This is a genomic window from Ponticaulis profundi, from assembly GCF_042659465.1.
Classification (GTDB): domain Bacteria; phylum Pseudomonadota; class Alphaproteobacteria; order Caulobacterales; family Hyphomonadaceae; genus Ponticaulis; species Ponticaulis profundi.
Map to the genome: position 1 here is coordinate 133,141 of NZ_JBHSSW010000005.1, position 25,445 is coordinate 158,585.

Genomic DNA, 25,445 nt, shown 5'->3' on the forward strand with positions numbered 1-25,445 from the left:
TATGAAAAATATCCTTATGACGACATCGCTGATGGTAGCACTTGCATCCCCAGCGGCCTTTGCAGGCGATAAAGACAAGAAACATGACGACATGAAGCCGAAAGCGGAAATCTCTTCCAGCGCAGCTTATGACGTCGAAACAACCGGCGAAATGGACACGGCAGAACTGCTGCCAGGCGAGTTCACGGATGACCATGATTGGGTCGGTAAAACGGTTTATGATGCTGACATGGTGAATGTTGGTGAAGTCGAGCGCATCGCATTTGATGAAGCCGGCGAAGTCAACACGATCATTATCGAAACAGGTGGCGTCCTCGACGTCGGCGGTGAAGAAGTGGTCGCATCTGCATCACAGTTTGACGTCGTGATCTCCCAAGGTGACGAGTCTGACGCCGAAATTCAGCTGGCAATGACAGCTGATCAGATGGCTGAGCTGCCACGTTTCGACGAAGACTCAGTCTCAGACTACCCACTGTCTGACGACGACCTGATCGACGAAGACGTCGAAATGGATCTGGACGCTGAAGAAGCCGTCAAAGTCGACTAATTCAGTCTCCGGTCTGTAAGAGAAAGCGGTGCGAAAGCACCGCTTTTTTTTATGCGTCAGCTGCGCCAGCGAAGCGTGCGCGCCTCAATCGGATTTTCGAACTCGGCATTGGCGGAGCGCGCCTTGACCCAGGCCCGTTTGAGCACCTGATACCATTTTGCCTGCACATCGATATCATCAATCCACATCATGGCTTTCTGGTATTTCATGCCTTCATTCTGCAGATCGACCATCCGGCCATCCTGATTGAGGAACATGCGTGCAGCGGGTTTGAAGATCGGTAGCAGCACATTCAGCAACGGGGCGTTCGACCAGAATGTGATCTGGGTGATCACGGTCTTTTTCTCTTCCTGCGGCGTCAGGCAGGTCAGCGTCAGCAGGCTGGCCTGATCATTTTCGACGATTTCCCAGCGATAGCCTGGAATCTGGAACAGGATTTCTGTGGTGACATTCCCACCGAACAGAGCCTTGTATGCCAGAGAATTGCCTGACGGCTGGTGCTTGGCGATCGCCCATCCGCGCGTGCGGGGCTCAAAGCGCTTTTCCTTGATCTTGAATCCGGCAGATGGTGGACGCCACCACCATTGATTATGCACGAATGGCACATGGGCCGGGTCCATCAGACCCACCACAGCATCATCCATATGCGCATTGAACACTTCGGAAATCACAAATTTCGGCTTGTCCGGCAGTGCGCCAAAATCGGGCGGCGGGACAATCGGCTCCGGATTGCGGCGCGGGTCTTCGGCGACATAGATAAAGACCATGCCATGGGCTTCATGCACCGGATAGGTACGGACACTGATCCGGGTCGGGTCGTATGGATCGCCCTCGACCAGTGACGGCATGTGACGACAGACGCCATCCGTTCCAAACCGCCAGCCATGATAAGGACACTCGACCGTCGGCTGGCCTTCGGTATCAACCTGTCGACCGGCAGATAGCGGCACAAGTCGGTGCGGACAGATGTCGCGCAGCGCAAAAGCCTGACCTTTTTCCGTCCGGCCAATCATGACAGGCTGGTTCAGCACCATCATGCGGCGCTGCGTGCCAGCTTTCAGATCCTTGCTGGCTGCCACGAAATACCAGCTGTCCGTCAGCCAGCCTTCTTCGGTTTGCCCAAGCTTTCGTTCTGCGTCCAGCGCCATGCCTGCTCTCTATCTCGCTTCGCTTGTCATGGCCTTTATGATCTGAGCATAGCCGCGCGCAAGGCGGCCAACATTCTCAACCGAAATTCGTTCATTTGTGCCATGAAAGCCGTTCAGGTCTTCAATCGGTATCACACTCGGCGCAAATCTGTAGACATTGTCAGAAATTTCCACAGTCCAGCGCGCATCCGTCGCACCTATCACCAGACCGGGCGCAGCCGGGGCACCATCGCCGGTTTCCGTCGCCACCGATGCAAGCACCTGATAGGCGCGATTGTCGGTCGGAGAGACAGGGGAAGCTGACGAGCTGATTCCGCCCGTTTCATCAAAATCGGCACTGACACCCTCAAGATCGCCAATGACATCACGCACATGAGCGAGCACCGAATCCGGTGAGTCATTCGGATGGACCCGAAAGTTCACGAGCGCGGTCGATTTTTGAGGCAGAACATTCTCCTTGATGGAGCCCTGCAGCATGGTTGGCGCCGTGGTGGTCCGGATGATCGCGTTCGCTGCGCCGGTCTTTGTGAACTCTTTTTCCAGCATGCCGCGAAACAGCCAGACATTGGCAAAGGCCATGCGCTGAAGAAATGGCATGTCGGACGCGGTTGCCTGGATCATTTCGGACACAGGTGGCCTGGAGAAATCGGCTGGCATCTGATTTTCTTCCAGCGCAACAATCGCCCGGGATAATTGCACATTGGCGGAGTTGCGCGGTGGTTGAGAGGAATGACCGCCAGCCGCTTCGGATGTCAGACGGATGGTCACATAGCCCTTTTCTGATACCCCAATCATACCAACCGGCGTGCCTGTAAGCGGGAAGGGATCGACCACGACGAAGCCTTCATCGAGCACCATTTCCATCCGCAGACCGCGGTCTTTCAGATAGGCAACACCGGCGCGGGCGCCGCTGCCGGAGACCTCTTCGTCATGTCCCAGCATGATGAAGACTGTCCGTTCCGGCTGATATCCTGTGGAGGCGAGCGCTTCAGCAGCCTCCATGATCGCGATAAGCGAGGCCTTATTGTCGAGCGTGCCGCGCCCATAGACATGACCATCGACGATGCGGCCAGCAAAAGGCGGCGCGGTCCAGTCATCTTCCGTTCCGATATTCACTGGCACGACATCCTGGTGCGCCATCAGCAAAATCGGGTCGAGGTCCGGATTGCTGCCCTGCCATTCATACAGGAGGGTCAGATCTGCGATATGCGTTTTGCTGGCAGCCTGGTGAAAGGCCGGATAGCTGGCTTCCAGATAGGCTTCGAGCTCTCGCCATGGTCCTTCGCGGCCAGGCAGCGGATCGCCCGCCTGCAATGTGATGGTTCGAATCTGCAGCACATCACTCAGACGACCTGCTGCCATGTCGGTGTCGATCACCGGGGTTTCGGGAAGCGCGATCCGGTCCGCTCCGACGGCTCCACCGAATGTAAAAGTCCGAATAACGACAATGGCCACCAAACCAACCAGACAGGCCAGAATGCCCAATAGTAAACCTCTGATCATGCTTTCCTCCCCGAAGTGTTAAGAACCTTAGCCGGTCCCTTAATCCTTGTCTCTCGCTGAACCGGCTTCCCGTGCGAAACATTGGTGTCTTTTTTACACTTGGGGCGAAGAATACGGTTTTTGGGGATGAGGAAAAACCGATGAAATCGCTCGACATTTCGGTGCTGATTCTGGAAGACAATCATCAAATGCGAATGCTGATGACGACGATCCTGAACGGGCTCGGCATTCGACAGGTTTCCGGTGCAGAATGTGTGGATGAAGCCATCGACCGCTGTCTGCATAATCAATACGATATTTTTCTGGTGGACCAATTGCTGCGCGGTCGCGATTCGGGCCTACGCTTTGTGAAATGGTTGCGCATGTCGGGCGAAAGCCGTGCCCCCATGGCACCCGTGATTACCATTTCATCTTTCTCGGAACGCAGCCGGATCATTGAGGCGATCAATGCCGGTGTTGATGAATTTCTGGTCAAACCGCTACGCCCTGTCGATATGGCGCGACGCATTCAGGCTGTTGGCATGAAACGCCGCAAATTTGTCAGAACAGGCGATTATTTCGGCCCTTGTCGGCGTCGACTGCCCGTTCCGGCCAATTTTACAGGCCCTTATCGACGCGCCGACGACATGGTCGATCAGGACGATGATCTGATGTTTGAGCTCGACTAGAGAGCAGTCTCAGACGTTTGCTCAAAGCGCTGCTTATTTATGCCTCACACGCGAGCGTTCCGGGGCACGTTCCAAGCCTTTACTGGACAGACAGGAAATATCCCGCCTAGTTTGCTACCCAATGTGCGGTCTTGCCGCAGCTCGGACAATTCCTGTCCGATCGGGGTTACAAAGTTTAAGGGGCGCTCATGGAAGCGATTGCCAATTTTATTGATACGGTAAACTCGTATGTCTGGGGATCAGACGCGGTACCGTATCCTCCCGTTCTGTTGCTGTTGCTCGGAGTGGGTCTCTACCTGACCATTCGACTGGGCTTCATGCCCATCCGGAAAATCCCATATGCCTTCGGTCAGCTGTTCAACCACCAGCACGACAAGGACGAAGGCGATGTAACGCCATTCGGCGCCCTGATGACGGCGCTCTCCTCGACCATCGGTACCGGTAATATCGCAGGCGTCGCCGTGGCGATTGCGGTTGGCGGACCGGGTGCAGTCTTCTGGATGTGGATGACGGCTCTGGTGGGCATGGCGTCCAAATATGCAGAGGCTGTGCTGGCGGTGAAATACCGCGAAGTGGATGGCGCCGGACGCCATGTCGGCGGACCGATGTATTACATCAAGAATGGCATGGGTTCGAAATGGGTCTGGCTCGGCTTTGTCTTTGCCGCCTTCGGTGTGCTGGCAAGCTGGGGCACAGGCGCAAGCATCCAGGCGAACGCCATCGCGGATGCGGTCCGTGCAAACTATGGTATTCCTGCCTGGGCGACCGGGCTTGTCCTCGCCGGCGCTGCCGGCGCTGTGATTCTTGGGGGTATCACCCGGATCGCAGCTGTCGCCGAAAAGCTGGTTCCGGCCATGGCGATTGCTTACCTGATTGCGGGTCTCATCTGTGTCGCAATCAACATTGAGGGCGTCCCGGCAGCATTCGGCCAGATTTTCAGCCAGGCCTTTGGCTTCCGTGAAGCTGGCGCAGGTATTTCCATCGGTCTCATCCTGCTCGCAATGCAGAAAGGTGTCGCCCGCGGCATTTTCTCGAACGAAGCTGGCCAGGGTTCTGCGCCGATTGCGCACGCTGCGGCCCGCAACAAAGACCCGGTCAACCAGGGTATTGTTGCGATGCTTGGTACCTTCATCGACACCATCATCGTGTGTACCATCACGGCGCTGGTCATCCTGACATCCAACATCATCGACCCGAGCTGTGCGCCATTTGTGCGCCCCGAACTGCTCACCTTGCCAGCAGGCTGTGAGACGAGCTCGCCACTCACCGTGTCGGCGTTTGAAGAAGCGCTCCCAGGCATTGGCAACCACATTGTCGCCATTGGTCTTGTGATCTTCGGCTTCACCACAATCCTCGGCTGGAGCTATTATGGCGAACGCTGCTGTGAATTCCTCTTCGGTGAGAAATCAGTTCTGCCGTTCAAGATTTCCTGGATTCTCGTGGTGTTTGGCGGCGCGTGCGTTCTGCTGCTGGAACGCGATCCGGAAGTGACGGATGTGGTCACGCTGTTCTGGTCTCTCGCCGATACCCTGACGGGTCTGATGGCGGCGCCAAACCTGATCGCGCTGCTGGTCATGTCTCCGCTGGTCGCCAAAATGACCAAGGAGTATTTCGACCGCAAGGATACGCCAGACGCCTAACCTGACGTTGCGTCATAATTCTGACCGAAACGCCCCGAAAGCTACGGCTTTCGGGGTTTTTCAATTTCAGGCCTTTTCACACGCAACATGACGCGCCTTGCAGCGTTAGGCCTGGGACGCACACATCAGAGGACATCCATTTCATGAAAAGTTTCGCGATCCTGTCGACCGTCGCGCTCGTCGGCACATTGGTGCTTGCAAGCCTGACGTCAGCCGAACCGGAAGCAAACGTGAAGGCACCCGCCTATGATGCGAAACTGACGGAATATGAATACCCATTCGAGGTCCGCAGCTATGCCTTTGAAAGCCAGCAGCAGGACCTCGAAATGGCCTATATGTATCTGCCAGCAGACGCGGGACAGACCACAATCGTTCTGATGCATGGCAAGAACTTCAATGGTGCCTATTGGGAAGAGACAGCCCGCTATCTGAATGCAAAAGGTTATGGGGTTCTGATCCCGGATCAGATCGGATTTGGCAAATCATCTAAACCGCGCGCTTATCAGTACAGCTTCAATCAGCTTGCCGCGAACACGCGCGACCTGATGACCGAGCTTGGCATCGAAAAGGCTGTCATTCTGGGTCATTCCATGGGCGGCATGGTCGCAAGTCGGTTTGCCCTCTCCTATCCGGAGCAGACGGAAAAGCTGGTGCTTGTGAACCCGATTGGTCTGGAAGACTATCTCGACTACACAACCTATCCGACCATTTCAGACGCTTATGAGAGCGAGCTGAAAAAGACTGGCGAAAGCATCATCGCCTATCAGAAAAAGAATTATTATGATGGCGCCTGGAACGAAGATTACGAGGCACTGACGCTTCCACTACGCGGCTGGCTGAACGGTCCGGACAAAGACACGCTCGCCTATGTTGCGGCCCTGACCTATGACATGATCCTGACCCAGCCCGTGGTAAATGACTTCAGCGAGCTGACGGTCCCGACATCACTCATCCTTGGCACACGGGACCGGACGGGACCGAACCGCGCCAACAAGCGAGACGGCGTGGACTATGAGCTCGGACGTTATGATGAACTGGGCGAAACGGTCACAGCCATGATACCGAACGCAGACCTCATTGAGCTGGATGACCTGGGACACCTGCCGCATATCGAAGCTTTCGACCGCTTCACGCCAGCGCTCGATCGGGCTCTGGGTGAGACGTCAGCACCTTAAATCTCACCTACGGTGAGATGTTTCCCTTGTGATGCTGGACTGGCTGTCCAATAACGATAGCCATCTAGCATAAAGAAACATCACACAGGGGAGACGATATATGGTCAATGAGACGATCAAGGCGGTCATCTGGGATTTTGGCGGCGTGTTCACGACATCGCCGTTCGAAGCGTTTAATGTCTATGAAGCCGAAAAAGGCCTGCCAAAGGATCTGATCCGGACCATTAATGCGACCGATCCCGATACCAATGCGTGGGCGCGGCTTGAGCGGTCTGAAGTTTCAGCCCTGGAATTCGATGACCTGTTTGCATCCGAGGCACGGACGCGCGGCTATGAAGTGCCCGGCAAGGACATCCTTGCACTCCTGTCCGGTCGCGTCAGACCAAAAGTCGTGGAAGCCCTGCACGCTTGCAAAGCGCATTTCAAAGTTGGCTGCATTACGAACAACGCACCGGTCGGCAAAGGCGCAAGCATGACCAGTGACGAAGAAAAAGCCCGAAAAGTGGAAGAAATCTTTGCAAGCTTCGAACATGTGATCGAAAGTTCAAAGGTTGGCGTTCGCAAGCCGGATCCACGCATCTATGAAATGATGTGTGAAGCCTTGAATGTTGAGCCATCCGCCTGTGTGTATCTGGATGACCTCGGCATCAATCTGAAACCGGCACGCGCCATGGGCATGACAACGATCAAAGTGCTGAATGAAGCGCAGTTATTGTCCGATCTGGAACAGGCTACGGGGCTCACCTTTACATGATTTCAAGCGTCAGACAGGTCCTGCTTTTCCTGGCGATCCTAACTTCGCCCCTGATCAGCGCCTGTGACCTGTCTGACGAAATTGAACGCAGCCGACAGCCGGAGAAAACGCTCGAACCGGCCAAACCACCCCAGGAGGGCGAAAACAGGGAAGATGAACTTCCCCAGCCCGTCATCGACAAGCGCGATGAAATCCTCGGCATTCTGGAAACCGGCTCTCTGAGACAGCTGACGCGCCTGGCGCAGCAATATCCTGACTTCCGATCCAATTATGGCGAACTCGATCACTATCGCCACTGGTACATCATGAAGCGCGCCGGGCTCGATCCAATCATCAAGACACAGCAAATCCTGCAACAGCCCTATGGCATCAAGGATTTTGGCGCAGAGAAATATTTCATCTGGCCCGCCCTCGCCGTACGTGCGCCGGAAGATCTGGAGTTTTCCAAACTCTCATTTGCCGATCGGGTGACCTTGCAGGAGCTCGTGGGTGAAGCTGGCATTGAGCGTATGAAAGCGGGAGAAGCGTATCCGGGGTTTCGACTGGCCATTCGTCAGGATGGCACCTGGGTCTATCTGCTACAGGACAACTGACGAAACACTTGCCGGATGTATGCGTTGTTCTTGTACACGATAAAGGGAGAAACACATGTCGACGATTGGTGCCGAACAGGCTCTCAAACATCTCGAAGGCTGGACCACTGCAACCTCCGGAAAAGCCATCAGCAAATCATTCGAATTCAAGGACTTTATGGATGCATGGTCATTCATGAACACCTGCGCCATGAAAGCCCAATGCATGGACCACCACCCAGAATGGTCGAATGTATACAACAAGGTAGACGTGACGCTAACGACGCATGACGCTGGCGATGTGACCGAGAAAGATCTGGAACTCGCTGTTTTCATGGATGTCCGCGCCAAGACGATCCATTACGTGCCTGAATAGGCCAACCCGATCGACCATTGCCAAACCCCGGCCCATTCGGCATCGTCCCCGGTAAATATCAGGGAGAGAGTATATGGGCCGAGTATCCGGAAAAATGGCGTTGGTCACGGGCGCTGCGCAGGGGCTGGGAGCTGCAATTGCAACGCTGCTTGCAAAAGAAGGGGCCAAAGTCGCCCTTACAGATATCAATGGCGATGGAGCAGCCAGCCAGGCTGAGCTGATCAATAAATCCTATCCGGGACAGGCGTTTTCCTTTCAGCATGATGTCACCAGCGATGCCGACTGGCAGCGCGTCCTGTCGGCCGCGAAAGACGCAATGGGTGGTCTGAACATTCTCGTCAACAATGCTGGGATTGCTTCCAACGGATCGGTCGAAGACGAAGACTATGACGCCTTCAAGCGCGTGCAGACGATTGATGTCGACTCCATCTTTCTGGGCAGCAAGCACGCCATCCCGATCATGCGCGAGCATGCACCCGGCTCTATCGTCAACATCTCCTCGATTGCCGGTCTGATCGCATCTGGAAACTATGTGTCCTACAACACGGCCAAGGCCGGTGCGTGGATGATTTCGAAATCAATCGCACTGCACTGCGCCAAATCAAAATCGGGTATCCGCTGCAATTCCGTCCACCCGGCATTTATCGATACGCCTATTCTGGACCCGACAAAGGCCGCTTTCGGTGAAGAAGAAGCGCTTGCGAAACTTGGGCGTCAGATTCCGATCGGCCGCGTCGGTGAGCCCGATGACGTGGCTTATGCTGTCCTGTTTCTGGCAAGCGATGAGTCCAAATTCATCACAGGCGCCGAATTGAAGGTCGATGGCGGCATCTCAGCAATGTAAAAAAAGCCGAGCAAAATACTTGCCCTTTTGCATGACCGAGCGCATTTCAAAGCTCGTGGGGCCGCCCTGCGATGGGCGGCTGAACCCTCTTTAAAAAGACAAGACCAACAGGAGGTGCCAGCCTTGCCACGTTTTATCGACGGTGTGATCAAATTCCAGAACGAAGTCTATCCGGACAAAAAGGAACTGTTTGAGAGGCTGGCAAAAGGCCAGGAGCCGGAAGCCGTCTTCATTGCCTGCTCTGATGCCCGCGTCGAAACCGCCATGATCACGCAGACTGATCCGGGTGAGCTTTTCATTCTGCGCAATGCCGGCAATATCGTGCCACCGCATACGAGCCAGACCGGCGCCATGACAGCAACCATTGAATTCGCCATGCGCGTACTCGGCACACCACATATTGTGGTCTGCGGTCACAGTGAGTGCGGCGCCATGAAGGGCGCAATGAACCCGGACTCCGTCAAGCATCTTCCACATGTGAAGGAATGGATCGGATTTGCGCAAGCGGCTGTGGATGTCGTCAATGAGCTGGCAACCGACGAAACCTCAGACGATGAAAAGATGCGCATGCTGCTGGAACAGAATGTCATGCTGCAGCTTCAGCACCTAAAAACCCACCCAAGCGTTCTGCGCCGACTGGCTGCAGGACAACTCACCCTGCACGGCTGGGTCTACGACATCAAGACCGGCGAAGTGTCTGCCTATGATGAAGAGACAGATACCTTCTCACCGGTTGACGATCACTATGCCGCGCTTGCACGCGAGCTGGCAAAAAAGAACAGCTGCTGCGACTGATCAGGAATAAGGGTGGATGATGGCCGAGGCGATTGTGACCTTGGCCACGCCTTCCCCAAGCGAGTGATCGATGACGCGCTGCATCCGATCTCCCATCATTACCAGATTCGGGACCGTACCCGGCATGTAAGTGCCATTCATGTAAGAGTGGATCGACCGACGAAGACTGTCACGAATCCGCGGCATGGTCGCGACCGCTTTTTTTCGCATGTCATTGTCTGCAATCTCGAGTCCGACATCGACAGCGACCATTCCCGAAAACCCATCCCATTCCGCGATCGGAATGTTGAGCCCGGTGACGGCGACATAAATCTTCGACCCGGTAATCCGGGTGACGGCCTTGTCTTCCGGCTCAGAACCACCGCCAGCGGCATGCGCGCTTAGCGACACAGACGGGAACAGCAACAAGCTGGCGACAATTGCGTATTTCAGATAACGGATCATGCCTGTTTGTTAACAGGTACGCGTTAAGAGCTCGGCGAATTCAGTTCCGCCAATTTTACCGCATCCGGTAGCAATTCGTTAAAGTCGAACACATTCGGATCATGCAGGTGTGATGGTCTGACATGCGCCAGAGCGTTTGCCATCTTGGCTTTCCGTCCCGGTGTGCGCGCTTCCCAGTCATTCAGCATCTGCTTCATCAGAGCGCGTTGCAAACCATCCTGTGAGCCACAGAGCGTGCAGGGAATGATCGGGAATTGCATGCCGGACGCAAACTTTTCGACATCGGCCTCAACCGAGCGGATGAGCGGGCGAAGGACCATTAGATCGCCTTCATCATTCACCAGTTTGGGCGGCATGCCAGCAAGCCGGCCGCCATGGAAGAGGTTCATAAAGAAGGTTTCCAGCGCATCATCCAGATGGTGGCCAAGCACAATCGCGTCGCAGCCTTCCTCACGGGCGATGCGATAGAGAATGCCGCGGCGCAGGCGCGAGCAAAGCGCGCAATAGGTTTTCTGCGACGGCACTTTGTCCGTCACGATGGAGTATGTGTCTTCGGTTTCGATGCGGTAAGGCATCCCGAGGTCGTTCAGATAGTTCGGCAGGGTCTCAGCCGGGAAGCCAGGCTGGCCCTGATCCAGATTGCAGGCCAGCAATTCGGCATTGATTGCGCCGAGATATTTCAGCTCCAGCAATATGGAGAGCAAGGCATAGCTGTCCTTTCCGCCGGACAGGCAAACCAGCCATTTGGCCGGCCGACTGCTATTCTTTGAGGTATCCAGCCCGTAGGTCTGAATGGTTTCCAGCGCCTGACGTACCAGCCGTTTGCGTACTTTCTTGAACGTGACACCATCAGGTGCATTGGCGTAGGCCGCGCGAAAGCTCGCCTCCACATCCAGGGTGGTGACGGCTGAGCGAAGTGTTTTCATCTTCGGCAATTGTGCGGTGTCGTGGGCCAAATCTGCCTCTTTGCGGGTATTGTCCGGAAACCGGCCTTTTGATGGAAAAAGAGCCGACCGGCAAGTGTGTGTAGGAGCGCAATCTAATCTGCGCATGCCGGTCGGCCAAGGGCTGGAACCTGCTTTCAAGCAGATTGCGCCTGAACCGCGCATAACCGACCGTTCAGCACGAGACGGCCTGAGGCGTTCGCGCAACCGAATCTTCACTCCATAAAGCGACAATTTCGCAACTGGATCACCTCGAGGTTCCATTTCATCCATAATCACTCTACATGAGGGAAAACCTCGCTGGAGACACGCGAATGAACAATTTCCTGATCTGGTTCCTGACGACGATTATCGGCCTCGTACAAATGCTGATCGGCGCTTATATGCTGGCGATCTTCATTTACTTCCTGACCCGTCTGCTGGTCAGTTTCGGAGGCGTTTCGGCTCACAATCCGGTTGTGCAATTTATCCTGCAGATCGGGTCATCCCTGATCGAGCCGGTTCTGAAGCCGATCCGCCGTGTTGTGCCAATGATCAACGGCATTGATCTGTCGATCATGGCGCTCTGGATCATTCTCTATGTCATCAGCTCGTTTCTGGGATTTCTGGCCGGTCAGATCGCACTTTCCGGCCTGCGCTAAACATATGGATGCCTTCGAATGACCGCCGAGATTATTGACGGAAAAGCAATTGCCGCTGAGCTCCGCAAACAGGTTGCCGCAGATGTGGCGGCTCTGAAAGACGCTCACGGTGTGACACCCGGCCTTGCCGTCGTGCTGGTCGGCGAAGATCCTGCCAGCCAGGTCTATGTCCGTTCCAAGGTCAAGCAGACCGAAGAAGCCGGCATGCGGTCCATTCACCACCATGTGTCGGCCGACATCACCCAGTCTGATCTTGAAGCCCTGATCGAACGCCTGAATGCCGATGACACGGTTGACGGCATCCTGCTGCAACTGCCTCTGCCGAATGACCTCGATGCGGACAGCGCAATCGAGAAGATCTCACCGGACAAGGATGTTGATGGCCTGACAGAGGCTTCTGCCGGACGTCTCTCTCTCGGCAAGCCAGGGCTTCGCCCCTGCACGCCGAGCGGCTGTGTGACGCTTGCAAAAAGCGCGCTTGGCGATGACCTTTCCGGCAAGCATTGCGTGGTTGTGGGGCGCTCCATTCTGGTTGGCAAACCAGCCGCGCTTTTGTTCCTCGAACAGAACTGCACGGTGACCATCGCCCATTCACGGACAAGGGACCTTCCCGCCGTCTGCCGTGAAGCTGACATTCTCATTCCGGCTGTCGGGCGACCGAAAATGATACAGGGCGACTGGGTAAAGCCCGGTGCGGCCGTGATCGATGTTGGCATTAACCGCATCCCGGCTCCTGAGAAGGGCGAAGGCAAGACACGCCTCGTTGGTGACGCAGATTATGACGCCTGCGCGGACATTGCCGGTTACATCACACCGGTTCCCGGCGGTGTGGGCCCAATGACCATTGCTTGCCTGCTGGAAAACACGGTGAAAGCCGCAAAACTGCGCCGTAAGATCGGCTAGATCCGTGGCGCAGCCGTTTCAGGCAAAAGAAAGCGAAATCTTTCAAAGACTTTGGCAAAAGCAGAGCGGGCTTTGCGCGCTCTGCGAAGCGCCAATGCCACGTCACAGATTTGATGTCGCGCACGCAACGCTCTGGTCAAAACAACGCCCGACATTCGATCATATCCGGCCCCGCGCCAAAGGCGGGCATGATGACGAGAGCAATCTTCAGCTCGCACACGCAGCCTGCAACAAACGCAAGGGAAGCCGCTGGTCAGGGAAAACCGAGGGTTAATCTACCAGGGCGAAGAAAAGAATAACCAACGTCTCAGGTTGGAATCAAACTTGCTCTTTCGAGACCATACACCTCTCGGAGCAAGCCCATGACGATCACACAAACCACACGGCAGAGATTTGAATCTCTCACCGGGTTGCGGTTTCTACTCGCAATCTGGATCGCCTATTTTCACGTCGGTCACATGTATGACCATGACGGGTTCGGCACGATCCCGTATCTGGAACTCGGCGTCGCGCGCGTCGATGTCTTCTTTGTGCTGTCAGGCTTTGTGCTGGCACATGTGTACTGGGCGCGGCGCACCAGGCCGTTTGCCTTTGGCGACTTCATGATGGCCCGGCTTGCCCGCATCTATCCACTACACGTCTTCGCGCTCGGCGTTATCATTGCGTATCTGCTGCTGGGCATGTCGATCGGCAAAGCCGATCATATCACGAACTATTCGATCACCGGCCTACTCGGAAATCTGGCCCTGCTTCAGTCGTTCGGCCTTCCGGATGTTGTGTATTGGAATTTCCCCGCCTGGGCGATCAGCGCCGAATTCGCGGGTTATCTTGCTTTCCCGCTCTATATTCTGATTGCCGACAAAATGCGCGGCCATGCGTTTCTGTTTCTGGCACTCTGTCTTCTGAATGTCTTTCTGATCGATAATGTGCACAGACTGTTCCTCGACCGGCCACTGAGCCAGTCGACCATGGACTGGGGTGCGCTACGCGGCGCTGTAGTCATGTTGGTCGGTGTCGGCGCACGCGCCGCCTTTGACCAGTTCAGTGTTTCGAGCTTTCGCGCCGGTATCTACGCTATTGCAGGTGCGGCCTGTGCGCTCATCGCAGCGATCAGTCATCTCGGCACGGCTTTCGTGGCCCTGGGTGGCGCGATTATGATCATGAGCCTTGCGCGGATTGATGCGCACGCAAAACCAACCTTCCTGTCCACAAAAACGCTCTGCAAGCTCGGCGGCTGGTCCTATGCCATTTTCATCCTGCATGTGCCCATCTTCATAATCCTGAAGAATGGGCTGGATGTGCTGGGCATCCCTTTTGTCGTCAACGGCTGGACCTCCCTTGCCTTCACGCTGGTCGTGGTCGCGATTTCCTATCCGGCCCACCATCTGATCGAGGAGCCATCACGCAAACTGATCCGAGACAGCTGGAACGGTCGCAAGAAAAGGTCAGAGCAAGCAAGCGCCGTGCAGACTCCTGCCGAGTGAGCTTTTCACGCAACAAACCATGCTCCGGAAAGGCCCGCTCCGCCTTTCCGGATGACATTTGACCGCTTTTCAGGGTAAAGCGCGCACACGCATGACCTATCAATCCACCATACTCACCCTGTTCCCGGACGCATTTCCCGGTATTCTCGGCACCTCAATCATCGGTCGAGCACTGGAAAATGAAATTTGGTCGCTAGAGGCACTGGACATTCGTGCCTTTTCCGATCATAAGCACCGATCTGTTGACGACACTCCTGCGGGAGGTGGCGCCGGTATGGTGTTGCGCCCGGATGTGGTGGCGTCTGCAATTGACGCGGTTGATCGCAAGGATCGTCCGCTGATCTATCTGAGCCCGAGAGGAAAACCGTTATCTCAGGCCCGGGTGCGAAAGCTTGCTTCCGACCCCGGTGTTATCCTGATTTGCGGGCGATTTGAAGGCTTAGATGAGCGTGTTATTGAGGCACGTGGCATTGAGGAAGTCAGTATTGGGGATTACATCCTCGCTGGCGGTGAAGTGGCAGCCATGGTTCTTCTGGAAGCCGTGGTGAGACTTCTTCCGGGTGTCGCGGGAAATCATGACTCGCTGAGTGAAGAGAGTTTCGAGTCCGGTCTGCTCGAATATCCTCATTATACGCGTCCGCGCGTGTGGGAGGATCGAAGCATACCGGATGTCCTGCTTTCGGGTGATCATGGCGCCGTGGCGAAATGGCGACAGGAACAGTCGGAAGCAATTACAAAACAACGCCGACCAGATATCTGGGAAGCATGGGTAAAGAAGAGCAAGGCAGGCAAGCCTGATTAAACAGGGCCGGAGTAGAGAAGATGGCAAACATCATCGAGACGCTTGAAAAAGAAGAAATCGCCCGCGTCACCGAGGGCAAGTCGTATCCGGAGTTTTCTGCCGGCGACACGCTGACGGTAAACGTCCGCATTAAGGAAGGCGAGCGCGAGCGCGTTCAGCGTTTCGAAGGCGTTTGCATTGCCCGTTCAGGCGGCGGCGTGAACGAAAACTTCACGGTTCGCAAAATCTCTTTCGGCGAAGGCGTCGAACGTGTCTTCCCACTCTACTCTCCAAACATTGAGAGCATCGAAGTGAAGCGTAAGGGTAAAGTTCGCCGTGCGAAACTTTACTATCTGCGTGACCGTCGCGGTAAATCTGCTCGTATTGCTGAGCGCACAAGCGGCCACGGCATCGAAGTTCGCGAGAACATTCTCGGCAAGACAGAGCGTAAGCGCGCCAACCAGGCAGCGAAAGCTGAGCGTAAGGCACGCGCCGCTGAAGAGCGCGCTGCTGTCGAAGCTGCAAAGAAAGCCGAAGCTGACGCCGCTGCTGCAGCAGCCGCTGAGGCCGCAGCAGCAGCTGAAGCTGAGAACAAAACAGAAGAATAGAAACCTCCACCGGATTTCCGGCGGGTTTCTGAACCGATCAGAAGGCAGGCCTCAGGGCCTGCCTTTTTTAATGGTGTTTACCTGCTTGCGTGCACCTGAGGGCTCAGGCATGCTCGCGGCGCAACGAGGGGTTGGGCCATGGCACAGACACGTGAAACGCGCGACACCAAAGGCATTATCAGCTTTCTGATCGCAACCTTTGTTGTCACCTGGGGCCTTGTCCTGATTGCCACACGCGTGCCAGAAGCACTCACGGCGATGGTTCTGTCACTCTGCATGCTTGTTCCTGCCAGCGTCGCCATCTTCATTCAGAAACTGGTGCTTAAGCGGAAACTGATTGGCGATAACGGCCTGATGATTCGCGTCGGGAATTTCATCTGGCTGGGCCTGTCTTACGCCGGCATGTTGGCACTGCTGTTTGCCGTTTATGCACTAACCTTCATCATTTCACCGGATGTTTTCAATTTTGATACGCCAGTTATGGCACAGCTTGCCGCAACACCGTTCGCGGCGCTCACGCCGCCGGGCACGGTTGCCGCGCTTCTGGGCATTGGACTGACCATCGGCCTCATAACGAACTCCCTCTTTTACCTGGGAGAAGAGATTGGCTGGCGGGGGTTTCTCACGCCAAAGCTGGAAAGCTGGTTTGGTCGGCGCGCCTTGCTGATCACCGGTGTGATCTGGGCCGTCTGGCATACGCCCATGATCGTGCTGCTGGGGCATAACTATCCCGATTCCCCTTGGCTCGGTCATCTCGTCTGGATCCCGATCGTAATCTGCCTGTCGATCATCTTTCAGTCATCCCAATTGAAATCAGGCATGGTTTTCGCGCCCGCAATGCTTCATGGCATGCTCAATCAAGTGGCTGGCGTTGTGACCATGATGATGATGGCACCCGATGTGTTCAATCCGCTCCTGCACGGCATGACGGGCCTGATCGCGCTCATAATACTGGTCCCGATCTCGATGTTCCTTTATCTGCGCTACCCGTATCACGGAGCTTATCCCGGCGAGCTAGACTTAGCCGAAGATCAAATTTCGAGTGACGCGCAACGAAATGTGACTTAACGGATTTACCCTAGGTTACAGAAAAGGGCTGAGCCTCATGGGTATTTTAAAGGAATTCAAGGAATTCGCGTCTCGCGGTAATGTCGTCGACCTCGCTGTCGGCTTCATTCTGGGCGGCGCATTTTCGACCATCGTCAAATCACTGGTCAATGATGTCATCATGCCACCAATCGGGCTCATCCTCGGCGGCGTGGACTTTTCAGCCATGAAATATGTGATGAAAGACGCTGTAACCGGCGCAGACGGCGCCGTGGTCGAACCGGAAGTGGCGATCAATTACGGCCTTTTCATCAACAACGTCATCTCGTTCCTGATTCTGGCGCTGATCCTGTTCTTCCTGATCCGCACCATGAACAAGCTGAAAGCGCGCTGGGAAGACCCGGCAAGCCCGGAAGAGCCGCCAGCCAAGCCGCGCCAGGAAGTCCTGCTTGAGGAGATCCGGGACGCACTGGTCCAGAAAAAAGCCGACTAAATCAGAGAAAGCCCGATGGTCGTCATCGGGCTTTTCTTTCAGACGACTATTCCTTGACGTATTTGACGAGGAACTGATCGGTCTTGCCCCGGACTTCCGGCGCAAAGACATTCATTGTCAGATCATCATCCGGATGCGCAAACAAGTCCGAGCTTTCTGTCAGGACCAGACCATTTTCCGTGGCCAGGCCATCAATGATCACCGGATCGATCCGGTGGGTATCGCCACCTGTTGTCGGCGGGCTCCCGGCTGGCGCTTTATGATCCTGCATGACGAGCGCGCCGCCCGACTTCAGAACACGAGCAATCTCGGCAAAGCTTGGGTTTGCTTCCCCCAGCCCATCTGATCGATCGGGTGTGTACCAGAGCTCATGCGGTCCCATGATCCAGGTGACGACGTCGATGCTTTCATCCGGCAATGCTGAGAAATCATCGAAGTCTGTGCGCAGATAGCTCACGGTTTCTGGCAAACCGACCAGGCGCGGTGGATCTCCACCACCCCAGAAATTATCGAATTCCTGTGGGTTCTGCATGTAGACCATACCTTCCTCGCCAACCACTGCGGCCAGAAGAGAGGTAAAATATCCACCGCCCGCTTCAAGCTCCAGCACGGTGTCACCCGGCTCGACGCCGGTAAACGCAAGCGTTTCGGCTGGCAGACGGGCTTCATCCTTTTCGAGGTCTTCCTCTGATCGTAAGTCACTGGCAAGCGCTGACGAATAGTCATAGACAACCGGCGTTTCCGCAGGCGTGGGGGTTGCGACGGGCGTCGGCGTTTCAGTAGCCACTGGCGGCTCTGCAGGCTCGACCGGCGGTGGGGTTGTCGTCTCACAGGCAGCAAGCGCCAGGAGCGAAGCTCCGGCCAACAAAATGAAATGTTTCATGCGTCCTCCTCCTTCGATCTACATAAGGTAAACCAGTTTGAGGCTGCATGCTTGCACATTTGCGTGAAGCGCGCGGACGTTTAACGGCCCGCGCACATCACAGCGCTTTCAATTCACCTGAGACAGGCCGGTCGCCACCTGATGACGCGGCGGTTGAAACACAATGTCTCCGACAGTGAATTCGCGATAATCGCAGGTCAGCTCCACGCCAGCCGGAATATCAACGAGCGCCACCCCATAATCCGGCGCACTGAAATCCAGATTCGGCGCGTCGCTATGGTTCATGAAACGTCCCTCATCGGCGTCGAGCGCCAGAAAGCCTGGATGCATGGGCATGTCATAGCCATACCGCTCCAGAAATTCGCGTGTCCGGTCATCGCTGTCGGCCAGCGTCTGAAGCGGAATCAATTGATCAAAACGGGTATCAAATCGCCAGACAACATCGCCCTTGCGAATATTGTCGTGAGAGAACACACCCAGACCTTCAATGGAAGAAGGCGCGAGATAGGCGCGAACAAGCATCATTTTAAAAACGTCCTGAAATCCGGATCGTCACCGGACATGTCCCTTATGGGCAGAACCCAGCGCGGACGATTGGCGCGCGAAGTGAAATAAGGGGTAGAAAATGCGAGCTTGGCAAGCGGGAAATTACTGCTGGCCAATACCTGCCCGTCGCCCGGCAGACCGACGCAATGAGATGATGGCCTGATCCATGATCTCTTGCGAAGCCGCACAAGCCAGTTGCGGCCCAAGGCGGGCCGGCGCCCCTGTCCAGTCGCAAGCCACACCACCTGCGCCGCGCACCACAGGGATCAATGCGGCGATGTCATGCGGCTTCAGGCTGGTCTCTGTCACCAGATGAATATTGCCCGCCGCAAGGCGTGCGTAGGCATAGGCATCAAGCCCATAGCGGGTGAGCTTTGCCGTCTGACGCAAGTGTTCGAATGCACCGCGTTCTGATGGCGTCAGAATGAAAGGGTCTGTTGTTGAAAGAATGGAGTCTGTGAGTTTGCTCAGCGCATCCACATGCAGCGGCTGTGTCTCTCCGCGCGCCTCCAGAACCGCGCCATCGGTCCAGCCGATATAGCGCTCCTGCAGATAAGGTTGCTCAATCACGCCGATCTTCGGATCCTCTTCAAATGCGCAACCAATCAGCGTTGTCCAGCTTGGCAGACCAGCAATGAAAGCACGGGTGCCATCAACCGGGTCGAGATACCAGGTCCAACCGGAACGTCCTTCACGCAGTCCGAACTCTTCACCATTGATGGCATCGTCCGGCGCTTCTTTCTCGAGAAAGGCGCGCATGACGGCTTCCGCATCGCGGTCGGCCTTCGTGACAGGGTCGAAATCACCGGCCCCCGCCTTGTCTTCAGTTTCCCCATGACGGCGAAACAGAGACAGCGTCACCTCGCTTGCAAGATCAGCAAGCTTGCGCGCAATCTCGAGGCGCTGCGCATCGTGTTCGGAAGGTTGAGGCAATGCAGTCGTCATCCTGCTTCCCTGCCCCAGCTTTCCAATTCAATCAAGCAACGTCTGTCGCATCGCCCTGCAGAGCCTTGGCCAGCTCGAGAAGTCGCTTCCGTGGACGCTCATCCAAACGGTAATAGGCGCGAACCAGTTCCAGCGTTTCCTTCTGAGACAGGATATCACCATCCATCTCTTCCGAGTCATTTGCTGGCTTTACGGCAGAGTCGAGATCGACGATGCCATCGAAGAAGTACTGAACCTTCACGTTCAACGCGCGAGAGAGATCGAACAGACGTCCGGATGTAATACGGTTCGCGCCACACTCATATTTTTGAATCTGCTGAAACCGCACGCCAACGTGACCTGCCAGCTCCTGTTGTGTCAGCCCAAGCAGGCGACGGCGACGGCGAAGTCGTTTTCCAACATGTAGATCGATATCGGTGGCCATAATTGCCCTCCAGGTTAGCTCTACCGTCCCATCAAGGGACGCTTTCGCCTATCAGGAGCAATCCGCATGCCGTTTTCGCGGCAACTCACGATACCATTTTGCTGCGGCGCACAATAATAATTCCCCATAAAATAGAATTTTAATCACTGACATGTGCTTTTTTCTGCGATGCGACGGATTTTCGCACATTAGGGGCTTGCATTTATTGCGCCGCAACGTATTTTGAATGCACAACGTTTTGCGTTGTCGCCCTCATTTGGGGCGTTTCCTCCCTATGACTTCTGCCGCGCCTTATGGCGCGGCTTTTTTTTGGTCAGCCCAGTCCAAGATAATTTGTGCAGCGCACAAAAAATCACGGCTGAATTTGCGTGCACCCGCATGAACCGCAACCTCTGATTCATCCATATAGATTCGTCGATTGATCTCGATCTGGATAGCCTGCCGGTCTTCGAGCGGGCGACCATGCTTTTCAGTCAGATAGCCCCCTGCATAAGGCACGTTCCGCAACACCCGATAGCCGCGGCGCACAAAGGTCCCCTCAACCAGACGCGCCAGGCTTTCGTCACAGGAACTTCCATGTCGCGTGCCAAGCACGATATCCGCCTGCACTCGGCGCCCCCCAATGATGGAGGGCATGGAGTGGCAATCAACCAGAACCGCCTGCCCATGGCGGGCGTAGATCGCATTCAGCTGATCATCCAGCACAGCGTGGAAAGGCGCATAGGCGAGCGCGAGACGCTGGTCGGCCTCTTTACGGCTGAGCTTTCGGGCGTGAATGTCTTCACCGGATGCCGCGATGCGTGGAATGCAGCCCAACCCCGCCTCTACCCGCGGACTACGTTCTCCTGCCGGCGTGGGCGGGCCATCGCGGAACATCCGCGAGTCGAGCTCATTCTCCGACCGGTTCAAATCCACGAAGGAGCGGGGATAGTTGGCGGTCAGAAGCCCTGCCCCCAACTCGGTCACGCCCGCAATCAGTTCGTCGACATAAGCATCCTCGACCCGACGCAGATCCATCAATGGCACGCGCAGGAGTTTACGAAAATCTTCCGGATAGTACCGGCCGCTATGTGGTGAGGAAAAGAGCACAGACGAAGCCTCTGACGGCGCAATCAGTGAAAATGCGCGCGTTTCCTGCTCATGAAGCTGAAGGCCGTTGGAAAGTGTATGCTCTTTCGTCATTGGTGTTATGGTTTTTGTGGCAGTTGAACAGTTAAGTCCAGCTTTCTGTTCATGGTCAATTTACATTGCTGCATGATAGTATGTTCCGGAATGGTGGATAACAGGACAACGACATGACAAAGATCCTGCTTGCTGAAGATGATGATTCTTTGCGCAGCTTTCTGACTGCGGCTCTGAAACGCGCCGGGCATGATGTGCAATCTTTTGAAGATGGCGATGGCGCGCTGACGGCGCTGGAGCGCGAAGTCTTCGACCTCTTGCTGACGGATATTCAGATGCCTGGCATTGACGGGATTGAGCTGGCACGTCGTGGCGCCGAACTCGACCCAGCCATGAAAATTGTCTTCATCACAGGCTTTGCAGCGGTTGCGCTTTCCAACAAGGCAAACACACCGGCTGGCGCCAAAATCCTTTCCAAGCCGTTCCACCTGCGCGAGCTCGTCGACGAGGTTGAGCGCGTGATGGCAGCCTGAACACAGCAGATCGAGCATGATGAAGGCCTGACCGGATCTCACGGCAGGCCTTTTTTATGAGTGGGGTCTAGCCCTCGCTGCTCATTTCAGCATCCCGGCCCTCACGATCCGGCGCCGTCTTGACCGGCCACGCTTCGGGACGGAAAGACAATGTGGATTGCGGGAACGGAATGGTGACATCTGCCTCATCCAGCGCATCTTTCACAGCGAATGCGACTTCATCATAGGAATTGCGCTGCGCCTTAGGCTGACTGTCGGTCCACCAAAGCAATTTGAAATCGATACTGGAGCCCCCAAAGCCGACACATTTGACTTCGGTTTCTTTCGACGTGCTGACCGTATCACACGTCGAAAGCGCGCCCTGCAGAGCTTCACGAACGGCGCGCATGTCTGAATCATAATCGACGCCCACAACAAGCTCCTGACGTTTGAGCGTCTGGTCTGTCTGTATCTCGAGCGGGTTCTGAAACAGATAAGCGTTTGGGACGATGATCAGTTCGCCATCGGTATCGCGGACATGCGTTTCGCGGATTCGGATGTCCTCAATGCGGCCAAATATCTCCTGACATTCAATCACATCCCCTATCCGCATTTTCTTGCGTGCCAAGATGAACACCCCCGCAAGGAAATTTTCGAAAACATCCTTGAAGGCAAAGCCGACCGCCAGCGAGGTCAGTCCGAGGCCTGCAATCATATTGGCGGGCGTCACCGACGGGAAAACAATCGTCACAGCAAAGGCGAATGCCAGAATCCAGGTCGCAATCATGATCAGATTGTCGGCGAGCCGGATCAGCGCGCTTCGCATCCGTGTGCGCTTCATCAGTGAAGTAATCCCGGCGCGAACAAAACGCCCCACCAGCAGGAAGACGGCAAAGACGATAACGGCAATAAGGATTTGCGGGAGGCTCTCGAAAAAGCCACTAAGGATCTTCTCAACAGCAGTGAAGATCAGATCGATGGGATTGATGTCCATAGACATCGAACACATCAGCGAAAGGCTGGTTCCCTTGGCGTCCCAATAACTTCGGCTTTTTGCTAAATCAGCGAGTCGGTTTCGCGCGAACAAGCAAATACAGGATGAAGGTCAGCAGGATGGTAACGCCGAGATGCACCATTTTGGCGTTCACGATTCCAAAATTCACGAACATCGCCAGGAACAATGCATTATAGAGCGCCAGCAGCCATACACCCCAGATGCGCTTGAACAACGCCCCAAGCGCCCCGAGTGTCATGGCGAGCCCCATCGCACCGCTGAACAAGGTGTAAGCGAGTGGCGAAAAAGGAATGATGGCACTCTCATTCATGTCGGGCAGCGCATCGGACAGCAACTGTCTGCCGCTTTCAAAATCTGCAGACTGAAGCAGGCCCGCCCCAATCAGCAGAAACATCACCGTTCCGAACAGGCGAAGGGCGCCATAGACCAGCAAACCCAATGACAGGATCACTCTTACAATCATCAACATGTCGACGCCTCCGCCTTCCCCTCGCAGATTGATCAGAATTGAGCCTTTGCCGTGACATTCCGCTCAGCGGAGATTATTCGGCTTAGACGCAGTGCTGAAAAACAGAACAGAATGGATGCAAACCATGCAGGAAGCGACTGGCCCCCTCAAAGGATTACGTGTGATCGAACTGGGCGTTTTGCTCGCCGGTCCATTCTGTGGGCAGCTCCTTGGCGATATGGGCGCAGAAGTCATTAAAGTGGAACCACCGGGACAGCCGGACCCGCTGCGTGAATGGGGCCAGGTCAAACCGGATGATAAATCACTCTGGTTCCCGGTTGTTGGCCGCAACAAGAAGATGATCACGCTGAATCTGCGCCATGAGGATGGCCAGAACATGCTCAAGGACCTCGTCGCAAAGAGCGATATTCTGGTTGAGAATTTCCGCCCCGGCACGATGGAGAAGTGGGGGCTTGGTTATGATGTGCTCAAGGCGATCAATCCAGGCCTCATCATGGTTCGCATTTCCGGCTACGGTCAGACGGGACCGAATGCCAAGAAAGCCGGTTACGCAAGCGTCGGAGAGGCTTTTGGCGGCATGCGCTATGTGATGGGAGAGCCTGATCGCATGCCTTCGCGCGCCGGTATTTCTCTTGGCGACAGCCTAGCCGCCACTTTCGGCGCGATGGGCGCTCTGGCCGCGCTTCAGCATCGCAACGCCACAGGACAGGGCCAGATGGTCGACAGCGCCATTTATGAAGCCTGTCTGTCCATGATGGAAAGTCTGGTGCCTGAATATGGCGTGGCCGGACATATCCGCGAACGCACTGGCAGCTTCCTGCCAAAGATTGCGCCATCAAATGTCTATCCCGCCTCCGACGGCATGATGATCATCGCGGCCAATCAGGACACGGTCTGGCGTCGTCTCGCCGAAGCGATGGGCCGCCCGGAACTGGCTGATGATCCGAAATTCAAGAGCCACGTACCCCGCGGGGAGAATCAGGCCGAAATTGATGCCCTGATTTCAGACTGGAGCCGCAAGCTGACCCAGGCCGAGATTGCTGATGTCTGCGAGGCGCATGGCGTGCCTTGTGGCCCAATCTATACCGGCAAGGAAATGATGGATGATCCGCACTACGCCGCGCGCGAATCCATCACGCAGGTTCCCCATCCGCATTTCGGGACCATTCCGATGCAGAATGTCTTCCCGAAATTTTCCGAAACGCCCGGTAACATCCGCTGGAGCGCTCCGGAAACCGGCGCTCACAATGAAGAGATTTATGGAGACCTGCTCGGACGTTCAGACGACGATCTGAACGCCCTGAAAGAGTCTGGAACGATCTGATCAGCCAAGCCGTTCGGCGTGCCAGACCAGATGCTGATCCATAAAGGTCGAGATAAAATAGTAGGAATGGTCATAGCCATCCTGCATCCGGATCTCGGCCTTTTGTCCCGCCGCTGAGCATGCCTCGACCAGCAGATGGGTCTTCAATTCCTTTTCAAGGAAATTGTCAGCAGTGCCCTGATCCACCAGAAGGTCTGGCAGTCGGGCGCCATCTTCGAGAAGCGCACAGGAATCGTATTCACGCCAGGTCGACTTGTCTGAACCGATATACCCCGTCAGCGCTTTCTCACCCCATGGGCAATTGAGCGGCGAAACGATCGGCGAGAACGCAGAAACCGCTTTGAAGCGATCCGGATTGCGAAGACCGATGGTCAGCGCACCGTGTCCGCCCATGGAATGCCCCATAATGCCCTGCCGGGACATATCGACCGGGAATTTCGAGGCGATCAAATCCGGCAGTTCTTTCTCGATATAGTCGCGCATTTTGTAATGCTGATCGAAAGGCGCTTGCGTCGCATTCACGTAGAAACCCGCCCCGAGACCAAAATCATAAGCACCTTCCGGATCATCCGGGACACCCTCGCCGCGCGGACTGGTGTCCGGAGCGACAAAGATCAGCCCAAGCTCGGCACAGGCCGCACGGAACTCACCTTTTTCGGTGACATTCGCATGGGTGCAGGTCAGGCCGGACAGATACCAGACCACCGGCAATTTCGCGCCCTCGGCATGGTTGGGCACGAAGACAGAAAAGGTCATCTCTGTCCCGGTAACACTGGATGTGTGCTTATAGACGCCCTGGACGCCATGGTGAGATTTGTTCGTCGAGACGGTTTCCATA

Annotated in this window: 31 protein-coding genes; 19 read left to right on the forward strand and 12 right to left on the reverse strand. The window is 55.6% G+C overall.

Features of this window, described 5'->3' with window-relative positions; translation table 11 throughout:
• Position 1: 1 nt before the first annotated feature.
• Positions 2–547 (forward strand): PRC-barrel domain-containing protein, encoded by a 546-nt coding sequence (locus tag ACFQDM_RS05685; protein WP_377376641.1) that lies wholly within the window; start codon positions 2–4, stop codon positions 545–547.
• A 56-nt stretch (positions 548–603) separates the two neighbouring features.
• Here ACFQDM_RS05685 and ACFQDM_RS05690 read toward each other — a convergent pair whose 3' ends face one another.
• Both ACFQDM_RS05690 and ACFQDM_RS05695 read right to left on the reverse strand, forming a co-directional pair.
• Positions 604–1,695, reverse strand: coding sequence for a Rieske 2Fe-2S domain-containing protein (locus ACFQDM_RS05690; protein ID WP_377376644.1), 1,092 nt, complete (start codon positions 1,693–1,695; stop codon positions 604–606).
• 9 nt (positions 1,696–1,704) lie between these two features.
• The gene (locus ACFQDM_RS05695) at positions 1,705–3,198 is read right to left on the reverse strand and encodes a M20 family peptidase (protein ID WP_377376646.1); all 1,494 of its coding nucleotides are present in this window, start codon (positions 3,196–3,198) and stop codon (positions 1,705–1,707) included.
• Positions 3,199–3,338: 140 nt separating this feature from the next.
• On the opposite strand from ACFQDM_RS05695, the gene ACFQDM_RS05700 reads away from it, so the two are divergent.
• The 8 genes from ACFQDM_RS05700 (at position 3,339) to ACFQDM_RS05735 (ending at position 10,022) form a co-directional block, all read left to right on the forward strand.
• Positions 3,339–3,866: a response regulator gene (locus ACFQDM_RS05700; protein ID WP_377376648.1), complete on the forward strand. Its 528-nt coding sequence runs from the start codon at positions 3,339–3,341 to the stop codon at positions 3,864–3,866.
• A 188-nt stretch (positions 3,867–4,054) separates the two neighbouring features.
• The gene (locus ACFQDM_RS05705; RefSeq protein WP_377376650.1) at positions 4,055–5,506 is read left to right on the forward strand and encodes an alanine/glycine:cation symporter family protein; all 1,452 of its coding nucleotides are present in this window, start codon (positions 4,055–4,057) and stop codon (positions 5,504–5,506) included.
• A 143-nt stretch (positions 5,507–5,649) separates the two neighbouring features.
• Positions 5,650–6,681 (forward strand): alpha/beta fold hydrolase, encoded by a 1,032-nt coding sequence (locus ACFQDM_RS05710; RefSeq protein WP_377376653.1) that lies wholly within the window; start codon positions 5,650–5,652, stop codon positions 6,679–6,681.
• Positions 6,682–6,781: 100 nt separating this feature from the next.
• Positions 6,782–7,435 carry an HAD-IA family hydrolase gene (locus ACFQDM_RS05715; RefSeq protein WP_377376656.1) on the forward strand — a complete coding sequence of 218 codons (654 nt, stop codon included), beginning with the start codon at positions 6,782–6,784 and terminating at the stop codon, positions 7,433–7,435.
• A complete protein-coding gene (locus ACFQDM_RS05720) occupies positions 7,432–8,028 on the forward strand; it encodes a hypothetical protein (RefSeq protein ID WP_377376657.1) in 597 nt (198 codons plus the stop codon). The genes ACFQDM_RS05715 and ACFQDM_RS05720 overlap by 4 nt, the downstream gene beginning before the upstream one ends.
• Before the next feature lie 55 nt (positions 8,029–8,083).
• Positions 8,084–8,383 carry a 4a-hydroxytetrahydrobiopterin dehydratase gene (locus ACFQDM_RS05725; RefSeq protein ID WP_377376660.1) on the forward strand — a complete coding sequence of 100 codons (300 nt, stop codon included), beginning with the start codon at positions 8,084–8,086 and terminating at the stop codon, positions 8,381–8,383.
• Between the two features lie 73 nt (positions 8,384–8,456).
• On the forward strand, positions 8,457–9,227 hold the full coding sequence (locus ACFQDM_RS05730; protein ID WP_377376662.1) for an SDR family oxidoreductase: 771 nt from the start codon (positions 8,457–8,459) through the stop codon (positions 9,225–9,227).
• A 123-nt stretch (positions 9,228–9,350) separates the two neighbouring features.
• Complete coding sequence (locus ACFQDM_RS05735) at positions 9,351–10,022, forward strand: carbonic anhydrase (RefSeq protein WP_377376663.1); 672 nt, start codon at positions 9,351–9,353, stop codon at positions 10,020–10,022.
• On the opposite strand, the gene ACFQDM_RS05740 is transcribed toward ACFQDM_RS05735, so the two are convergent.
• Both ACFQDM_RS05740 and ttcA read right to left on the reverse strand, forming a co-directional pair.
• The gene (locus tag ACFQDM_RS05740; protein ID WP_377376666.1) at positions 10,023–10,466 is read right to left on the reverse strand and encodes a hypothetical protein; all 444 of its coding nucleotides are present in this window, start codon (positions 10,464–10,466) and stop codon (positions 10,023–10,025) included.
• A gap of 23 nt (positions 10,467–10,489) precedes the next feature.
• A complete protein-coding gene (gene ttcA / locus ACFQDM_RS05745; protein ID WP_377377104.1) occupies positions 10,490–11,392 on the reverse strand; it encodes a tRNA 2-thiocytidine(32) synthetase TtcA in 903 nt (300 codons plus the stop codon).
• A gap of 332 nt (positions 11,393–11,724) precedes the next feature.
• Between ttcA and ACFQDM_RS05750 the strand changes: the two genes are divergently transcribed.
• The 8 genes from ACFQDM_RS05750 to mscL all read left to right on the forward strand — a co-directional run bounded on the left by ACFQDM_RS05750 (position 11,725) and on the right by mscL (position 17,367).
• Positions 11,725–12,051, forward strand: coding sequence for a YggT family protein (locus ACFQDM_RS05750; RefSeq protein ID WP_377376669.1), 327 nt, complete (start codon positions 11,725–11,727; stop codon positions 12,049–12,051).
• Positions 12,052–12,069: 18 nt separating this feature from the next.
• On the forward strand, positions 12,070–12,954 hold the full coding sequence (folD, locus tag ACFQDM_RS05755; protein WP_377376672.1) for a bifunctional methylenetetrahydrofolate dehydrogenase/methenyltetrahydrofolate cyclohydrolase FolD: 885 nt from the start codon (positions 12,070–12,072) through the stop codon (positions 12,952–12,954).
• Between the two features lie 94 nt (positions 12,955–13,048).
• Complete coding sequence (locus tag ACFQDM_RS05760; RefSeq protein ID WP_377376675.1) at positions 13,049–13,228, forward strand: HNH endonuclease; 180 nt, start codon at positions 13,049–13,051, stop codon at positions 13,226–13,228.
• Positions 13,229–13,316: 88 nt separating this feature from the next.
• Positions 13,317–14,438 carry an acyltransferase family protein gene (locus tag ACFQDM_RS05765; protein WP_377376677.1) on the forward strand — a complete coding sequence of 374 codons (1,122 nt, stop codon included), beginning with the start codon at positions 13,317–13,319 and terminating at the stop codon, positions 14,436–14,438.
• A gap of 91 nt (positions 14,439–14,529) precedes the next feature.
• Positions 14,530–15,240: a tRNA (guanosine(37)-N1)-methyltransferase TrmD gene (trmD, locus tag ACFQDM_RS05770; protein WP_377377106.1), complete on the forward strand. Its 711-nt coding sequence runs from the start codon at positions 14,530–14,532 to the stop codon at positions 15,238–15,240.
• Between the two features lie 20 nt (positions 15,241–15,260).
• Positions 15,261–15,827, forward strand: coding sequence for a 50S ribosomal protein L19 (gene rplS / locus ACFQDM_RS05775; RefSeq protein WP_377376678.1), 567 nt, complete (start codon positions 15,261–15,263; stop codon positions 15,825–15,827).
• A gap of 138 nt (positions 15,828–15,965) precedes the next feature.
• The gene (locus tag ACFQDM_RS05780) at positions 15,966–16,895 is read left to right on the forward strand and encodes a CPBP family intramembrane glutamic endopeptidase (protein ID WP_377376681.1); all 930 of its coding nucleotides are present in this window, start codon (positions 15,966–15,968) and stop codon (positions 16,893–16,895) included.
• Positions 16,896–16,932: 37 nt separating this feature from the next.
• Positions 16,933–17,367: a large-conductance mechanosensitive channel protein MscL gene (mscL, locus tag ACFQDM_RS05785; RefSeq protein WP_377376684.1), complete on the forward strand. Its 435-nt coding sequence runs from the start codon at positions 16,933–16,935 to the stop codon at positions 17,365–17,367.
• A gap of 46 nt (positions 17,368–17,413) precedes the next feature.
• Here the strand turns inward: mscL and ACFQDM_RS05790 are convergent, their stop codons facing one another.
• The 5 genes from ACFQDM_RS05790 to ACFQDM_RS05810 form a co-directional block, all read right to left on the reverse strand.
• Positions 17,414–18,250: a methyltransferase domain-containing protein gene (locus ACFQDM_RS05790; RefSeq protein WP_377376685.1), complete on the reverse strand. Its 837-nt coding sequence runs from the start codon at positions 18,248–18,250 to the stop codon at positions 17,414–17,416.
• Between the two features lie 108 nt (positions 18,251–18,358).
• Entirely contained in the window at positions 18,359–18,775 is a 417-nt protein-coding gene (locus ACFQDM_RS05795; protein WP_377376688.1) for an SET domain-containing protein, read from the reverse strand.
• Positions 18,776–18,898: 123 nt separating this feature from the next.
• On the reverse strand, positions 18,899–19,741 hold the full coding sequence (locus tag ACFQDM_RS05800; RefSeq protein ID WP_377376690.1) for an inositol monophosphatase family protein: 843 nt from the start codon (positions 19,739–19,741) through the stop codon (positions 18,899–18,901).
• Positions 19,742–19,772: 31 nt separating this feature from the next.
• Entirely contained in the window at positions 19,773–20,165 is a 393-nt protein-coding gene (locus ACFQDM_RS05805) for a helix-turn-helix domain-containing protein (RefSeq protein ID WP_377376693.1), read from the reverse strand.
• A gap of 291 nt (positions 20,166–20,456) precedes the next feature.
• A complete protein-coding gene (locus ACFQDM_RS05810; protein WP_377376695.1) occupies positions 20,457–21,347 on the reverse strand; it encodes an N-formylglutamate amidohydrolase in 891 nt (296 codons plus the stop codon).
• Between the two features lie 113 nt (positions 21,348–21,460).
• Between ACFQDM_RS05810 and cpdR the strand changes: the two genes are divergently transcribed.
• A complete protein-coding gene (gene cpdR, locus ACFQDM_RS05815; RefSeq protein WP_377376698.1) occupies positions 21,461–21,820 on the forward strand; it encodes a cell cycle two-component system response regulator CpdR in 360 nt (119 codons plus the stop codon).
• A 67-nt stretch (positions 21,821–21,887) separates the two neighbouring features.
• Here the strand turns inward: cpdR and ACFQDM_RS05820 are convergent, their stop codons facing one another.
• Positions 21,888–22,799 (reverse strand): mechanosensitive ion channel family protein, encoded by a 912-nt coding sequence (locus ACFQDM_RS05820; RefSeq protein ID WP_377376701.1) that lies wholly within the window; start codon positions 22,797–22,799, stop codon positions 21,888–21,890.
• A gap of 61 nt (positions 22,800–22,860) precedes the next feature.
• Positions 22,861–23,283, reverse strand: a complete 423-nt coding sequence (locus ACFQDM_RS05825) for a hypothetical protein (RefSeq protein ID WP_377376704.1) — start codon at positions 23,281–23,283, stop codon at positions 22,861–22,863.
• Positions 23,284–23,407: 124 nt separating this feature from the next.
• Here ACFQDM_RS05825 and ACFQDM_RS05830 point away from each other — a divergent pair, with 124 nt between their 5' ends.
• Complete coding sequence (locus ACFQDM_RS05830; protein ID WP_377376705.1) at positions 23,408–24,607, forward strand: CaiB/BaiF CoA transferase family protein; 1,200 nt, start codon at positions 23,408–23,410, stop codon at positions 24,605–24,607.
• On the opposite strand, the gene fghA is transcribed toward ACFQDM_RS05830, so the two are convergent.
• On the reverse strand, positions 24,608–25,444 hold the full coding sequence (gene fghA, locus ACFQDM_RS05835) for an S-formylglutathione hydrolase (protein WP_377376709.1): 837 nt from the start codon (positions 25,442–25,444) through the stop codon (positions 24,608–24,610).
• Position 25,445: the final 1 nt, after the last annotated feature.